The organism is Aerococcus sp. L_32, from assembly GCF_050689315.1.
In genome coordinates, this window is sequence record NZ_JBOEQF010000840.1 from 1 (window position 1) to 803 (window position 803).

Here is an 803-nt window from a genome sequence, read left to right on the forward strand (position 1 = left end):
CTATTTGAATGCTCTATTCAATTTTAAAAAGGCGCGTACTGACATGACTTTCTTTCATTTCCAAAAAGATAAATGTATCTTCTTTTTCTGGGAAAGCAAGACTCGATAATACTTTCAAACCATCATTGAAAAAGATTTCTACGGATGAAGTATCAACGAAGATATTCATCTTCAACTCTTTGTTTGGAAGGAATTTACTTTGACGTGTTGATTTTGTTTCATTCATCTTTCCAATCCCTACATTCGTGCGGTCTACTTCAACAAAACCTCGTTCTGAGTCAAAATCAACTTTTAAGTAGCGAGTCCGCTCTTTATTTGCCAAAAGATAGAGGATCCCTTGTTGATTTTCAGGAAGAAGAATTTCTAATTCATAAGCATTTTCATCTGGCTGGTGTAAAGTTACCAAACCATTTATTTTCTCTGCTTTTTCTTCAAGCAATCGTTTAGTTTTGTTCATTTCTTCTACAAGATATTGATATAATTGGTTTCCTTTTACTTTCAATTCCTTCACTAAATTTAAACAATTTGTCCAACCATCTTGGTAAACAGGATACTCATTTAATGAACGCGAAATAATATTCCTATTGCATGAGCAAGGAAAGTCTTTAGGATATATTTCTAAACAACTAAATCGTGCAAAATCAACAATTTCAAGAGAACTAAAGCGGAATACTATTCAAGAAAAAAAGTTATTCTCCCTCAAAAGCACAAGAAAAGTATCAGCAAAGAAAGAGAAGAAAGTGTGGTCGTAAACGCATACTTCTAGATACAGAAATTCATTCTCGGGTACAACGACTCTTTTG

The 803-nt window shown here is 33.1% G+C and carries 1 protein-coding gene and 1 pseudogene; one reads left to right on the top strand and one right to left on the bottom strand.

Going from position 1 to position 803, the window contains the following annotated elements:
- Positions 1–13: 13 nt before the first annotated feature.
- Positions 14–511 (bottom strand): GH32 C-terminal domain-containing protein, encoded by a 498-nt coding sequence (locus tag ACRCJ0_RS16810; RefSeq protein WP_431391299.1) that lies wholly within the window; start codon positions 509–511, stop codon positions 14–16.
- A gap of 61 nt (positions 512–572) precedes the next feature.
- Here ACRCJ0_RS16810 and ACRCJ0_RS16815 point away from each other — a divergent pair.
- Positions 573–803 (top strand): annotated as a pseudogene (locus ACRCJ0_RS16815) (helix-turn-helix domain-containing protein); the annotation flags it as partial.